The 13533-nt window shown below is 69.3% G+C and carries 14 protein-coding genes; 7 read left to right on the top strand and 7 right to left on the bottom strand.

Going from position 1 to position 13533, the window contains the following annotated elements:
* Positions 1-46 precede the first annotated feature (46 nt).
* Genes BC793_RS20935 through BC793_RS20925 form a run of 3 tightly spaced genes read right to left on the bottom strand, consistent with a single transcriptional unit; the run spans position 47 to position 3056 of the window.
* On the bottom strand, positions 47-598 hold the full coding sequence (locus tag BC793_RS20935; RefSeq protein WP_109594775.1) for an ECF transporter S component: 552 nt from the start codon (positions 596-598) through the stop codon (positions 47-49).
* Entirely contained in the window at positions 595-1368 is a 774-nt protein-coding gene (locus BC793_RS20930; protein WP_109594773.1) for an energy-coupling factor transporter transmembrane component T, read from the bottom strand. The genes BC793_RS20935 and BC793_RS20930 overlap by 4 nt, the downstream gene beginning before the upstream one ends.
* Positions 1365-3056 carry an ABC transporter ATP-binding protein gene (locus BC793_RS20925; protein ID WP_239170230.1) on the bottom strand — a complete coding sequence of 564 codons (1692 nt, stop codon included), beginning with the start codon at positions 3054-3056 and terminating at the stop codon, positions 1365-1367. Before BC793_RS20925 ends, BC793_RS20930 begins: the two co-directional genes overlap by 4 nt.
* A 118-nt stretch (positions 3057-3174) precedes the next feature.
* On the opposite strand from BC793_RS20925, the gene BC793_RS20920 reads away from it, so the two are divergent.
* From BC793_RS20920 to sodN, 3 genes are all read left to right on the top strand, one after another.
* Positions 3175-4371, top strand: a complete 1197-nt coding sequence (locus BC793_RS20920; RefSeq protein ID WP_109594769.1) for an Ig-like domain-containing protein — start codon at positions 3175-3177, stop codon at positions 4369-4371.
* Between the two features lie 73 nt (positions 4372-4444).
* A complete protein-coding gene (locus BC793_RS20915) occupies positions 4445-4945 on the top strand; it encodes a flavin reductase family protein (protein ID WP_239170231.1) in 501 nt (166 codons plus the stop codon).
* Positions 4945-5349, top strand: coding sequence for a superoxide dismutase, Ni (gene sodN, locus BC793_RS20910; protein ID WP_109594764.1), 405 nt, complete (start codon positions 4945-4947; stop codon positions 5347-5349). The genes BC793_RS20915 and sodN overlap by 1 nt, the downstream gene beginning before the upstream one ends.
* A gap of 46 nt (positions 5350-5395) precedes the next feature.
* On the opposite strand, the gene BC793_RS20905 is transcribed toward sodN, so the two are convergent.
* Positions 5396-6007, bottom strand: coding sequence for a dihydrofolate reductase family protein (locus tag BC793_RS20905; RefSeq protein ID WP_109594762.1), 612 nt, complete (start codon positions 6005-6007; stop codon positions 5396-5398).
* Between the two features lie 77 nt (positions 6008-6084).
* A complete protein-coding gene (locus tag BC793_RS20900; protein ID WP_109594760.1) occupies positions 6085-7479 on the bottom strand; it encodes a chitinase in 1395 nt (464 codons plus the stop codon).
* 179 nt (positions 7480-7658) lie between these two features.
* Between BC793_RS20900 and BC793_RS20895 the strand changes: the two genes are divergently transcribed.
* On the top strand, positions 7659-8816 hold the full coding sequence (locus BC793_RS20895; RefSeq protein ID WP_109594758.1) for an LCP family protein: 1158 nt from the start codon (positions 7659-7661) through the stop codon (positions 8814-8816).
* 63 nt (positions 8817-8879) lie between these two features.
* Here the strand turns inward: BC793_RS20895 and BC793_RS20890 are convergent, their stop codons facing one another.
* Positions 8880-10127, bottom strand: a complete 1248-nt coding sequence (locus BC793_RS20890) for a glycoside hydrolase family 16 protein (RefSeq protein WP_109594756.1) — start codon at positions 10125-10127, stop codon at positions 8880-8882.
* A gap of 256 nt (positions 10128-10383) precedes the next feature.
* Between BC793_RS20890 and BC793_RS20885 the strand changes: the two genes are divergently transcribed.
* Positions 10384-10908, top strand: coding sequence for a tyrosinase family oxidase copper chaperone (locus tag BC793_RS20885; RefSeq protein ID WP_109594754.1), 525 nt, complete (start codon positions 10384-10386; stop codon positions 10906-10908).
* 2 nt (positions 10909-10910) lie between these two features.
* Positions 10911-11732, top strand: a complete 822-nt coding sequence (locus BC793_RS20880) for a tyrosinase family protein (protein WP_109594752.1) — start codon at positions 10911-10913, stop codon at positions 11730-11732.
* A 51-nt stretch (positions 11733-11783) separates the two neighbouring features.
* Here the strand turns inward: BC793_RS20880 and BC793_RS50670 are convergent, their stop codons facing one another.
* Entirely contained in the window at positions 11784-12263 is a 480-nt protein-coding gene (locus BC793_RS50670) for a hypothetical protein (RefSeq protein ID WP_203896331.1), read from the bottom strand.
* 123 nt (positions 12264-12386) lie between these two features.
* On the opposite strand from BC793_RS50670, the gene BC793_RS20870 reads away from it, so the two are divergent.
* Positions 12387-13478 carry an outer membrane protein assembly factor BamB family protein gene (locus BC793_RS20870; protein WP_158319325.1) on the top strand — a complete coding sequence of 364 codons (1092 nt, stop codon included), beginning with the start codon at positions 12387-12389 and terminating at the stop codon, positions 13476-13478.
* Positions 13479-13533 lie beyond the last annotated feature (55 nt).

Raw genomic sequence — 13533 nt, 5'->3', positions numbered from 1 at the left:
CGACGGCGGTCTCAGGACCGGTGTCGTCGGCACGGCCGGCGGCAGCTCACCGGGTCGCCGGCACCGGCGCGACGCCACGGCCGACGCCAGCGGCCATCAGCCGCCTCGCGATGACGAGTCCGATCTGGATGAACACCGTCGTGCTGCCGAACAGCAGGACGAAGAAGCCCGCCTGCGCCGCGGTCGTCATGTCGTCGATGTTGAAGTACGCGTAGGCGCTGATCGCGTAGTAGACCTGGAACAGGGCGCCGGTCAGGAAGAACAGCCAGGGCCGCCAGACCCGGTAGAGGGTGATCAGGAAGCCCAGCTCCAGCGCGGCGCCGACCATCAGGTTCGTGAGAATGGCACTCGGGCCGGCCGGGGTCGCCACGTTGATGATTCCGGCGAGGAACATGGTGAGCACCGCCGCGCCGGGCCGCCGCAGCACGGCGAGCGCGACGACCGGGCCGAGGAACCACACGCCGGCCATCGCGGCGTAGGCCAGCGGGACGGTCGCGGAGATCGCGAACGACACGAAGAACGCGGGTATCAGCAGGACACCGGTGGCCGCGCCGATCGCCGCGCACGCCATCAGGTAGCGGGTGGTCAGATTCTTCATCCGAGGACTCCAGACAACAGGTGGGGAACGAGACACACAGCGAGTAGCCAGAGCGCCAGGACGGCGTCGCGGAGGCGCAGCGGGACGTGACGGCGCTCGGTACGGGTCCGGAACGCCCCGAATCCGCGCGCCTCCATCGCGAGCGAGACCCGGTCCCCGTGCCGCATCGCCCCGGCCAGCAGCGGTACGGCGTACCCGTTGTACCGGCGCAGCGTGGCCACCGGCCCGCGCCCGCCGTCCACGCCGCGTACCCGGTGCGCCAGCCGGATGATCTCCAGGTCACGCCGGAACCGGGGCACGAACCGCATCGCCGCGAACCCCGCGTACCCGATCCGGTAGGGCATCCTCAGGTGCGCGATCATCGACCGGACCAGGTCGGTCCCGTCGGTGGTGAGGCCCGCGATCAGGGCGAGCAGCATCACGGCCACCACCCGCAGCCCGGTGGCGAGCCCGGTCTCCAGCGCCCCCGACCAGAGCGTGAACGGCCCGAGAGTCAGCAGCGCGGTGGTGTGGTCGACCAGACCCGGATCGGTCCACACACCGAACGACACGGTCAGCAGTGCCACCAGCAGCGGCGGCCCGGCGATCGTCCACAGCAGGGCCCGGCCGCGCAGCCCACCGCCGACCAGCAGCATGACCAGCGCGATCACCGCGAACACGGCGGGCGTCCACGGGTCCCGCGACAGTGCCGTGACGATCATCGCGGGCACCGGCGCGAGCACCTTGACCACCGGGTTGTACGACCGCAGCGACCCGATCGAGTCGCTCATCGGGTCGGCTCCAGCACGGGCAGGTCGGCCAGCCGGGTCACGCCGTGCCAGCCGGGGTGGTGGGTGAGCGCGCGGGCGGCCTGCGCGATCGGTGGTGGCCGCAACCCGGCCGCGGCCAGCACCGCGTCGTCGGCGTAGACGTCGGCGGGGCGGCCGTCGGCGATCACCCGGCCGTCGGCCAGCACGATCAGCCGGGTCGCGTACTCGGCGATCAGGTGCATGTCGTGGCTGACCACGACCACGGTGGTGCCGTCGGAGTGCAGGCAGTCGAGCAGGTCGAGCAGTTCGGTGGCGCGTTCCCGGTCCTGGCCGAACGTCGGCTCGTCGAGGACCAGCACCTTCGGCCTGGTCACCAGGGCGGTGCCGACGGAGAGCCGGCGTTTCTGGCCGCCGGACAGCAGGAACGGGTGCACCTCCCGCAGCTCGCGCAACCCCAGCCGGTCCAGCAGGTCGCCGACCCGGGCGTCGATCTCGGCCGGCGGCCTCCTCAAGACCTTCAGGCCGTACGCCAGCTCGTCCTCGACCCGGTTGGTGAGGAACTGGTGCTCCGGGTTCTGGAAGACGAACCCGGCCTGCCCGGTCACCCGGACCGTCCCGCGCCGGGCACCGGTCACCCCGGCGATCGCCTGGGCCAGCGTGGTCTTGCCGGCCCCGTTGGCCCCGGCCACCGCGACGAACTCGCCGGCGGCGACGCTCAGCGACACGCTGTGCAGAACGGGCCGGCCGCCGCGGTGGACGGTGAGGTCGCGTACCAGAATCGCGGTCCCGGCGGCGACGTCGACGGCCGGCCGGTCCCGGGGAGCCGGCAGCACGGGCACCGTGTCGAGGGCGGTGGCCAGTTCCCCCGGGGTCAGCGGCAGCGGCTCCAGCGTGATCCCGGCCGCCCGCAGGCGCAGCGCGGCGAGGGTCGCCACCGGCAGCCACACGCCGAGCGCGACCATCTCGTCGACGTGCCCGGTGAGGGTGGCGCGGGCCGGGCCGTCGAAGGCCACCCGCCCGTCGGCGTCGAGCACGAGCACCCGGTCGACGAAGCCGATCGCCGCGTCGAGGTTGTGCTCGACCAGCAGCACCGCCCGGTCACGGTCGGCGGCGATCTCCCGCAGCGTCCGGTAGACCTCCTCGACGCCGGCCGGGTCGAGGTTCGCGGTCGGCTCGTCGAGCACCAGGACGGGGGTACGCAACGCGAGCGCGCAGGCGATGGCGAGACGCTGCCGTCCACCGCCGGACAGGTGCTCCGGATCGTCGCCACGGCGCTCCCAGAGCCCGACGCGGCGCAGTGCCTCCTCGGCCCGCGCCAGCACCTCGCCGGCCGGGAGCAGCAGGTTCTCCGGGCCGAAGCAGACCTCGTCGAGCACGGTGGCGGTGACGATCTGGGCGTCCGGGTCCTGGAACACCATGGCGACGTCCCGGGCCAGCGCGGGCACCGTGGTCGCGGTCGTGCCGGTACCGGCGACGGTCACCGTGCCGTCCATCCGGGAGCCGACGACCTGCGGGATCAGGCCGTTCAGGGTGAGCGTGAGGGTGGATTTGCCGCACCCGGACGGCCCGAGCAGCAGCACCACCTCGCCGGCCCGCACCTCGGCCGTCACGTCCCGCGGGCGTGGCACGCCATGGCTCACCGCACCGGCCTCGTCGTACACCTCGTGCCGCACGGACACCCCGGTGAGCCGCAGCAACACTTCGGACATGCGGATAAGGATAGGCATACCTCATATCGACGGAAGGCCGTGATCAAACCGGGTCGCGTAGCGCTCCTTCCAGCCGATACCCTTCGGTGTTCCGTTTCCGACCAGGGAGTCCCTCTTCGTGAAGTTCATCGTCGCAGCAGCATTCGCGACCTCTGCCACTGTTCTCGCCGCCACCCCCGCGCTCGCGGGACCCTCGCTCCACACCCGAGCCGCCTCGATCGCCCCTTCGGCCGCCGCGGGGGCCGCCGGAGCCGTCTCGATCGTGACCGGCACCGGGCTCACCGAGGGCCAGCTCCTCCCGCAGTATCCGCAGGTTCGCCCGGTGTTCGCCGACGGCGTCACCGTCTCGACGGCCGAGGTGCTGGTCAACGGCGTCCTCGCTGAGACGTTCACCGCGCCGGTGCCGGCCGACCTGCGCTTCTCCTGGCCGGATCCGGTGAAACTGCACGACACTGATGCTGCGGTCACCATCCGGGCTTCCGGTACCGACGGCTCCCTCGGGGAGGCGAGCACCCGGGTCCGGGTCGACATCCTCGCCCCTCAGGCGACCCTGACCCCCGCCGACCGGGCGATCGTCAGCGGCGTGGTGCCGCTTCAGGTCGCCAGCCGCCACCCCGACGTGGCCCGCGTCGAGGTGCGCGCGTGGGGCGGGCGGATCGTCGGGACCGCCGACCGTGCACCGTGGATCGTGAACTGGAACACCGCCGGGCTCAACGGCTCGACCTTTCTCATGGTGAACGTCTACGACCACGCCGGTAACGCCTGGCCGCTGGGGCGGGACTATGAGGTCGACAATGCCGGCCCGTCGGTGAAGTCCATCACGCCGGCCCACGGCTCGCTGGTCCGCGGCGCCGTGCGCACCAGCATCAGCGCCTCCGACCCGAGCGGCATCGCGTCCGCCTCGGTCCGTGGCGGCCGGGCCACCGCTTCGCCGTACACCTGGACGGCCAAGCCGACCGCGCAGGGGCCGTTCACCGTCGAGTGGACCGTCACCGACAAACTCGGGCACCGCACGGTCGCCCGGCGGACGGTGATCAACGACACCGTCAAGCCGGCCGTCCGGGTCACCAGGGCGCCGAAGAAGGGCGCGAAGCTGACGAAGTCCGTCACGGTGACCGCCGCGGCGGCCGACCGTTACGGTGTCGCCCGGGTCCAGCTGCTGGTCAACGGCAAGGTGGTGGCCACCGACACGAAGGCCGCTTACGCCTTCACGCTTAACCCGAAGCGGTACGGGAAGAAGTTCACCGTCCAGATCCGGGCGTACGACCGCGCCGGGAACGTCACCACGACCACCAGGGTGACGTACCGCCGCTGAGGCGGAAGTTGACCTCAATCCAGGTTGAGGTTCTAGCGTCGTCCCGGACGGTTGCGAGGGGCGAGGGATTTTGTTGAGCAGCATCGATACCGGTATCGGGGAGCGGATGAAGGCCGCCTTCCGCCGCTTCCCGACCGGGGTCGCGGTGATCGCCGCGGCCGGGCCACGGGGGCCGGCCGGGCTCACCGCGTCGAGCGTGGCGTCGGTGTCGCTCGAGCCGCCCGCGTTGTCGTTCTCGGTGATGGGCGGACGCTCGGCGCGGGTGATCCTCGACGCGCCGAGCTTCACCGTCAATCTGCTGGGCTCGGCGCATGCCGGACTGGCTCACGACTTCGCCCGCGACGGCGGGTCGCGTTTCACCCCGGAGCAGGGCTGGGACGTGCTGCCGACCGGTGAGCCGTTCCTGCCCGGCGCGCAGGCGAACCTCCGGGTCGCACCGCTGCATCTGATCGGAGTCGGCGACTCGACCGTCGTCGTCGCCGCGATCCTCGACGTGCTGCTCGGCCCCGCCGGTGGCCGGCTCGTCCACCACGACCGCGAGTTCCTTGTCCACGAAGACGGAGACGATTACTGATGCGACTGCCCCGCCTGTTCACCCCGCGCACCGTCGTGAGCGCCCACTGCGACCTGCCGTGTGGCGTCTACGACCCGGCCCAGGCCCGGATCGAGGCCGAGTCGATCAAGGCGATCGCCGAGAAGTACCAGGCGAACGAGGACCCGGAGTTCCGTACCCGGGCGCTGATCATCAAGGAGCAGCGGGCCGAGCTGGTCAAGCACCACCTGTGGGTGCTGTGGACCGACTACTTCAAGGCCCCGCACTTCGAGAAGTACCCGCAGCTGCACCGGCTGTTCAACGAGGCGACCAAGCTGGCCGGGGCCGGCGGCGCCAAGGGCTCGGCCGACCCGGCCGTGGCCGATCAGCTGCTCGGGAAGATCGAGGAGATCTCCAAGATCTTCTGGGAGACCAAGCAGAACTGACCTCAGCGTGGCCGGCACCGGGTACGCCCGCTGCGTCCGCTGATCGTCAGTTCCCCTCGGGGAAGTCCTTGACGTCCTCGTATCCGGCCGGGGCGGGCGGCTCGACGGGCGCGTAGATCACCCGGATCACCCCGGTCGGGAAGGCCTCGGTCGCGAGCACCTTCAGGTGCTGGACCGGGGCGCCCTCGACGAACAGCTTCTCGCCCTTGCCGGCCGCCACCGGGTGGATGAGCAGGCGCAGCTCGTCGATCAGGCCGGCGGCGAGCAGCTGGTGCACGACGTCGAGGGAGCCCGGGATGACGATGCCCTTGATGCCCTCGTCCGCCTTCAGCGCCCGGACGGCGTCGGTGAGCTCGCCGTCGATGAGCTCCGAGTTGCGCCAGGTGAACTTTAGGTTCTGCCGGGACGCGACCACTTTGCGCATGTCGCCGAGCTGCTTGGCGAACGGTGCGTCGTCGCCGCCGGCGGCCTCGCGATCGGGCCATGCGCCGGCGAAGCTGTCGTACGTCGTCCGCCCGATCAGCAGCACGTCGGCGGTGTCGTAGTCCTCGCTGACCGCGCGGCCCATGTTCTCGTCGAAGTACGGGAAATGCCAGTCCGGGTCGATCTCGGCGACGCCGTCGGCGGAGATGAACAGGGTGGAGATGACCTTAGCCATGATGGCGGCCCTTTCGTGTCGGCAGTCTCGGTTGAGTAGACCGGGCTGCCGACACGAACTCATCGGTCTCGCCGAAATCAGTTGAGGGCGTTGAGGAACGGCTCGTGGCTGTTCTTGAACTCCCAGCCGTAGAACCGGTCCCAGTTGATCGACCAGGTCATCAGACCCCGGAAGTCCGGGTTGAGACCGCTCCGCGGCGTGTAGCCGCCACAGTTCGAACCCTTGACCAGGCAGTTCACCGCCTGCTGCACACCGGCCGGCGCGACGTGTCCGTTGCCCGCGCTGACCGAGCTGGGTGCGCCGAACGCGATCTGATCCTCACGCAGCCCGGGGAACACGTTGGCGGTGTTGCCCGCGACCGGGAAGCCGGCCAGCAGCATGTCGGTCATCGCGATGTGGAAGTCGGCGCCACCCATCGAGTGGTACTGGTTGTCCAGGCCCATGATCGGGCCGGAGTTGTAGTCCTGCACGTGCAGCACGGTGATGTCGTTGCGCAGCGCGTGGATGACCGGCAGGTACGACCCGGCGCGCGGGTCCTGGCCGCCCCACGGGCCCGAACCGTAGTACTGGTAGCCGAGCTGGACGAAGAACGTCTCCGGGGCCATGGTCAGGACGAAACCGGCGCCGTATCGGGCCTTCAGCGACCGCAGTGCGCTGATCAGGTTGACGATGACCGGGGTGGTCGGGTTCTTGAAGTCGGTGTCGCCGGTGTTCAGCGACAGCGAGTGGCCCTCGAAGTCGACGTCGACGCCGTCCAGCCCGTACCTGTCGATGATCGCGCTGACCGAGCTGACGAACCTGTCCCGGGCCGCGGTGGTGGTGAGCTGCACCTGACCGTTCTGGCCGCCGATCGAGAGCAGCACCTTCTTGCCGGCCTGGCGCTTCGCCTTGATCGCGGCGATGAACTCGGCCTCGGTCTCCACGCCGGGGCACTCGGTGGCCGGGCAGAGCGTGAACCGGATGTCGCCGGAGGTGACGCTGGTCGGTTCGCCGAACGACAGGTTGATGATGTCCCACTCGGCGGGCACGTCGGCCATCTTCAGGTAGCCGGCGCCGTTGGCGAAGCTGGCGTGCAGATAGCCGATGAGCGCGTGCTTCGGCAGGCCACCGACGGGGATCGGGGTGCTCGGCGAGGTGGACGGACTCGGCGAGGTGGAGGGGCTCGGCGACGTGGAGGGCGATCTCGACGGTGACGGGCTGGACGGTGACGGGTTGGTCGTGCCGCCACAGGTCCCGTTGTTGATCCAGACGTCCCACTGCCCGCTCTTGGCGACCGGGTCCTCACCCTGGGTCCACCACTTGGCGGTGTAGTTGTTGCCGCCCTTGGAGGCGACGTTGTCCTTGACGTAAACGGCGGAGGCGCTCCAGGACGGGGCGCACGCCACGGCGGCGCTCGCGGTGGAGGCGACATAGACGAGGGAACATGCGGCGGCCAGCGATACCGCCGACGCGAGGAGTACGGATCGACGCATGGCTAATTATTAGGACTGTTAACTGTATAAGTAAATAGCGCCGATCGAACCCGGTGGGGCTTCGGGCCGTACTGCAACTAAGGTGGCACCGGTCACCTCGGCCCCGGCGATGGTTGCCTCGGTGTTGCCAGAGCGTGGGATCATGCGTGTTCGATGTCGGAGCGGGGCTAGGAGACGGGTTGCCCAAGTCAACGAAACGCCGCACGCCACTGTGGGCGAGGCTGTGTGCCGCCTTCGGCGCCGTCCTGCTCATCGTCAGCGGCGGCACGCTGGTCACCGGCCAGACCCTGATCGCCAAGTACACCAGCGGCATCACCAACGAGGGCCTGCTCGACGGCGACGCCGCACAGGCGGCGTCGAAGAAGGAAGACATCGAGGGCCCGCTGACGATCCTGCTCGTCGGTATCGACCCGCGTAAGCCGGAGACTCCGCCGCTGTCCGACTCGATCCTGATCGCGCACATTCCGGCCGACATGAGCACGGCGTACCTCTTCTCGATGCCCCGCGACCTGTATGTGGAGATCCCCGCCGACTCGAATTCCGGTGTCCGGGCACACCGCGGGAAGATCAACTCAGCGATGGCGCTGGGCAGCCAGGTGGACGGCAAGATCGACGTCACCAACGGCTTCAAGCTGCTCTCCAAGACGGTCCGCAACTACACCGGGATCGAGCAGTTCGACGCCGCGGCGATCATCAACTTCGGCGGCTTCAAGGACATGGTCGAGGCGCTGGGCGGCGTGTCGATGGTCATCGACATGGACGTGAAGTCGGAGCACCTGACGCCGGAGGGCAGACAGCGGCCGCGCAAGGCGAGCTGCCCGGTCACCTCCAAGTGCGAACACCCGTACACCGGGCCCCAGGCGTACTACAAGAAGAGCACCAAGCCGGTCCGGCTCCAGCCGTGGCAGGCGCTCGACTACGTCCGCCAGCGGTACCCCAACGTCGAGGGCGTCGCGATGAGCGACTACGACCGGCAGCGGCACCAGCAGCAGTTCATCAAGGCCATGGCCAAAGAGGCGATGAGCAAGGGCGTCATCACCGACGTCGGCAAGATGACGAAGATCCTGGACGCGGCGGGCAAGTCGCTGACCTTCGCCGGTGGCGGCAACAGCCCGATCGAGTGGGCGCTGGCGCTCAAGGACGTCAACGTCGACGACATGGTCACGGTCAAGCTGCCCGGCGGCGGCAAGTACGAGAACCCGGCGAACAACACCGGCTACCTCGGTGAGGAGTTCCGCCCGGTATCGGTGGCCGAGGACTTCTTCGCGGCCGTCAAGGAGGACCGGGTCGCCCAGTTCCTGCTCGACAACCCGGGCATCGTCAACATGGACAGCTAGCCCTCCACCAGAACCGGAAAGGGGCGCCGCGGAGAATCCGCGGCGCCCCTTCGGTGTCTCCGGTCAGGCCCGGGTCCACTTCTGGTTGGCGGTGCCGCCGCAGTCCCAGAGCTGGAGCTGGGCACCGTTGGCGTTGTTCCAGCCGGCGATGTCCACGCACTTGTTGGCCGAGACGTTCACCAGGTCACCGGCGGCGGAGAGGGTGAACCGCTGCACCGGGTTGCCGTTGCAGGTGACCAGCTGGACCGGGGTGCCGTTGGTCAGCGCGCCGCCGGCCGGGTCCATGCACTTGCCGAGCGCCCGCATCGTCCCGTCGCTGTTGGCGGCCCACTGCTGGGCGGCGGTGCCGTTGCAGTCGTACATCTGGAGGCGGGCGCCGTCGTTGGCCGTACCGCCGGGGATGTCGATGCACTTGCCGTTGAGGTTGCTCTTCAGGGCGTTGCCGCCGGCCGGGGGCGGAGTGGTCGAGTCGTTCCAGGCCGAGACGCGCACCCAGTCGACCAGCATGGTCTGCGGGAACGAGGTGGAGGCGTCCGGGCTGCCCGGCCAGTTGCCGCCGACCGCCACGTTGAGGATCAGGAAGAACGGGTGGTCGAAGACCCACTGACGGCCGCCCAGCGAGGCCGGGGTGACCCGGAAGTACTCACTGCCGTCGAGGTACCAGACGATCAGGTTCGGCGACCATTCCACCGCGTACGAGTGGAAGGCATCTCCGAGCGGCGCGGAGAGGGTCCGGCTGCCCCCGATGGCGCTGCCGCCGGAGTAGCCGGGTCCGTGGACCGTGCCGTAGAGCTTGTTCGGCTCCTTGCCGACGTTCTCCATGATGTCGATCTCGCCGGACTGCGGCCAGCCGACGCTGCCCAGGTTGTCGCCGAGCATCCAGAACGCGGGCCAGATGCCCTGCCCCCGCGGCACCTTGATGCTGGCCTCGAACCGGCCGTAGCGCTGGGTGAACTTGCCGGAGGTGAGGATCCGGCCGGAGGTGTACTGGCACGTGCCGTACCAGCACTGGAGGTTGGACGGGTTCTCCTTGCGCGCGGTGATCGCGAGGTGGCCCTGGCCGTCCTGGCGGACGTTGTTCGTGGAGTTGGTGTAGTACTGGAGCTCGCTGTTGCCGAAGCCGCCACCGCCGACGTCGAAGTTCCACTTCGCACCGTCGATCGCCGCGCCGGCCGCGCCGTTGAACTCGTCGGACCAGGTCACCGGCCCGACGGCGGCGTCCGCCGTGTCGCTCTGGGAGGCGATGGTCAGGCTGCCGGCCAGCGTTATCGCAACGACGGCTGCGCCCAGCAGAGTGCGTAACCCACGCATGGGGATCCTCCTGGGGGAGAGGCGTCAATATTGAAAATATTGTTAATAGTTCGATGGTCGCCGGTCAATGGGGACGGGTTCCGGAACCGTCGATAACACCTTCTTCCTGCGCGATCCCGGCACACCGGCGCTCACTCTCCGGATTCGGACCATTTCAGCGCTCGAAATATGCCGTCGATTAAACAATCGTTAAGGCATTAAGAACGCCTATCTGTGGGCTACGCCACCATTCCGGAGAAGGTTGCGGTGCTGCTGTATGTTCGGTTGCGCCGGAGCGGTGGGGGACCCGCTCCGAGCTGCCCAAAAGGCATTGCAAAACAATTCTTCGGAGAGTCATACAATGACGCCATCAACGTCGGTCAATAGACGCGATGTTCTTCGCTATGGCGCCGCCACCGCGGCCGTCGTCAGTGGAGTCGCCGGCGCACAAATGCTCGCCACTCCGGCGGCCGGTAAGGACCCACGCGACTTCGAGCTCGAATACCGGGGCAAGCGGATCCGCGGCGTGCACGTCGGCGCCCAGGAGGTCCGGTCGCTCGCCCGGGGCCGGTCACGGTCGCACGAGGTCTGGATCAACGACCGGAAGCTGTCCGTCATGGAGGTCGATCTGCCCGGCGCGACGATCGGGTTCATCAGTGCGATCAACCACTACCAGCCGGTGCTCATCGACACCGACCGCAACCGCGGCGGGCTGCTCGAACTCACCAAACGCGCCGTCGACGTGCTCGGCGACACCGAACTGACCGCCCTGGCCGGCGTCGGCCACGAGCACGGGAGCTGACCATGGGCGTACGCAAGAACGCACGTGACCTGACCGCCGCCGAGAGGGCCGCGTTCGTCGCCGCCGTGAAGCGGCTGAAGGCGCAGACCACCGGCCGTAACTACGACTGGTTCGTCACCACGCACATCAACTACTTCGCCGCGGTCGGCGGGATCCGGTACGCCCACCAGTCCCCGTCGTTCCTGCCCTGGCACCGGCAGTACCTGATCGAGTTCGAGAAGGCGCTCCAGGCGATCGACCCGGCTGTCAACGTCCCGTACTGGGACTGGACCACCGACCGGACCACGAGTGGCGTCCCGTTCACCGCCGACTTCATGGGCGGCAACGGCTCCGGCGGCAACGGCGCGGTCACCACCGGCCCGTTCGCCGGCTCCGCGAACTGGCGCATCACCGTCAGCTCGTCGTCGTCGACGTCGCTGCGTCGGGCCATGGGGAACACCACCCTGCCCACCTCGACGCAGGTCAACTCGGTGCTCAACATCTCGGCCTACGACGCCGCGCCGTGGAACAGCTCGGCCTCCGGCGGCATGCGCAACCGGCTGGAGGGCTGGCAGACCCCGAACCTGCACAACGCCGTCCACGTCTGGGTCGGCGGGCACATGGGCCAGCAGGACTCCCCCAACGATCCGGTGTTCTGGCTGCACCACTGCAACATCGACCGGCTGTGGGCTCGGTGGCAGACCCGGTGGGGCTTCGACGGCACCCACTACATGCCGGCTGCGAACACGTCCGGCGTCATCGACCTGAACGAGACCATGCAGCCGTGGGCGGGTGTCACCCCGGCGACCGTTCTCGATCATCGGAGCGTCTACACCTACGCCTGAGAGTGCGCCGGATCCGTCACCCGGTGGACGGGTGACGGATCCGGCGGACGATCACTGTTGGGGCGCTCCGAACTGCTGCGGCTGAGCCTGCTGCGGATATCCCTGCTGCGGATATCCCTGCTGGGGATACGCCTGCTGCTGCGGATACGCCTGCTGCTGGGGATCGCCCTGCTGGGCATACGGCTGGGGCTGCGGCGGGACCGGCGGGTGACCGTCGCCCGCTGCCACCGCCTGGTCGCCCTTACCGGCGTCCAGCACATGCCGCTTGACGATCAGGCCGGTGCCCACGACGAACATCAGCGCACCCACGCCGATCGCGCCGTACCGGAACAGCTGGTCGTGCGACTTCTGCTCCTCGAAGCTGCGCGTCGTCGAGTTGCCCTTGCGGGTCTCCACGCACTCGTCGCCCGGCTTCATCACCGAGGAGCCGCACTTCACCTCGCCGCCGTCGAGGGCGAACATGCCGAAACAGAAGATGGCGACACCGCCGATGGCCGCGCCATATCGATTACTGAGTAGTCTGCCGATCACGGCGGTGACCATAATCGATGGGAAAGCGCGCCGCCGCCCCGTCGGCTTTCGGGTAAAAGTCCGCTTAAGGCCGATGCTGCCGCTTTACTTACGTTCGTGCACGCTTTGGCCCGTACCTTTGCTGTGGCTCTCCTCCTCGCCGCCGGCACGCCGGCCGGTGCCGCGCCCGCGCCGGCCCTCTGGGATCACGTCGGCTACGACGCCGAGGACAGCTGGTTCAACCCGCGGGAGACCGCGATCACCGCGAGCACCGTGCGGCGGCTCGTCCGAAAATGGTCAGTACGGCTGCGATCCGCGGAGACGTGTTCGTCGTTCAGCGGACCGATCGTCGCGGGCGGGCGGGTCTTCGTCGGCGACCTGGCCGGAATCACGGCGTACGACGCGGCGACCGGCGCCCGGCGGTGGAGCCACGACTGGGGCGGCTCCACCGAGGGCGGTACACCCCGGATGGCGGTCGCCGACGGGCTGCTCGTCGTCGGCTACAACGACTGCACGTCGGTCAGCGACCCGAACCCCGTGCTGCTGGCGCTGGACGTGCGCAACGGGCTGCGGCGCTGGTCCGCGGACCCGCCGCTGATCGGGACGATGATCGTCGACAAGGGCGCGGTCCTCGCCTCCGGCACCGACGTCTCCGGGGACTCGCGGACCGTGGCCTACCGGGTGCGCGACGGCCGCGAACTGTGGCGGGCACCCGGAAGGCGCATCGGCGGCACCTCGGCGAACGGGACCGTCGCCGGGTTCGCCGCCGGCGGCGCGAAGGCGTACGACATCACCACCGGCACGGTGCGGTGGACCGTGAAACGGCATCTGCTCCCCGGCGCGGCCACACCCGCCGGCGACACCTTCTACGGCACCGGGGACAAGGAACGCCTGGTGGCGGTGGACGTCAAGAACGGCGCGGTCCGCTGGACGGCACTTGGCCCGAGCGAGTTGATCGCCACCGACGGCACCCGGCTCTACCGCTCCGACGGGGAGGCGATCGTGGCACTGGACGCCCGCACCGGGAAGCAGGTGTGGCGCCGGAACCTGCCGGCCTACGGCGGGCAGCCGGTCGTGGCGGGCGGGGTCGTCTACGCCGGGGGGATCGCGCTGGACGCCGCCCGCGGCACGGTGATCACCGGCCCGCCCCCACTCGGCGGCGACCTCGTCGTGACCGGCGGCGTGCTCTACCAGTCGCACGAGGGAGCACTGACCGCGTACACCGTCGGCGGATAGCGGCTCGCACCCCGCAAGGCCCGGCAGCGGCCCGCGCGCGGAAGCCCGGTCGTTG

The sequence above is a fragment of the Actinoplanes xinjiangensis genome (genome assembly GCF_003148685.1).
Taxonomy (GTDB): domain Bacteria; phylum Actinomycetota; class Actinomycetes; order Mycobacteriales; family Micromonosporaceae; genus Actinoplanes; species Actinoplanes xinjiangensis.
This window is presented reverse-complemented; position numbering and strand designations above follow the sequence as displayed.